Origin of the sequence: Mycobacterium persicum (genome assembly GCF_002086675.1) — a bacterium.
In the GTDB taxonomy this organism is placed as follows: Bacteria; Actinomycetota; Actinomycetes; order Mycobacteriales; family Mycobacteriaceae; genus Mycobacterium; species Mycobacterium persicum.
In genome coordinates, this window is the sequence record NZ_MVIF01000307.1 from 1 (window position 1) to 446 (window position 446).

The following is a 446-nucleotide window of genomic DNA, read 5'->3' on the forward strand; positions in this document are numbered from 1 at the left end:
CCCCGCAGCGCTGACATCGGCGCTCGAGGCGGTGCTGGGGGTTAGCCAGAAACGGCGGTGTTGGAAGGGGTAGGTGGGTAATGCGGTGATACGGGCTTGGGGGTAGAGGTGCCGCCAGTGGGGGCTGTGGCCATGGGTGTGTAGTTGGGCCAGCGCGTGGGCCAGGGTGTCTAGGTGGGCCCGATCACGATGGGCGGTGCTGATCACCGCGCTGCCGTGGCCCACACCCCCAGAACCTGCAGTCCCCGTCGCGGTCCTCGTCCCCGTCACGGTCCCCGTCGCGGTCGCGGTGGTGGTCGCGGTGGTGGTCGCGGTGGTGGTGGTGGTGAGGGTGTCGCTGATTGCTGGGGCCAATACCGGATGGGGGGATAACTCCACAAAAACATGGGGGCCCTGAGCCAGCAAACCCGCTACACAATCAGCAAAACGAACCGGTTCACGCAGGT

The 446-nt window shown here is 66.6% G+C and carries 1 protein-coding gene; it reads right to left on the bottom strand.

Going from position 1 to position 446, the window contains the following annotated elements; genetic code table 11:
• A partial coding sequence (locus BST40_RS28535) for an acyltransferase domain-containing protein (RefSeq protein ID WP_341865545.1) occupies positions 1–444 on the bottom strand: 444 nt, incomplete at its 3' end.
• Positions 445–446 lie beyond the last annotated feature (2 nt).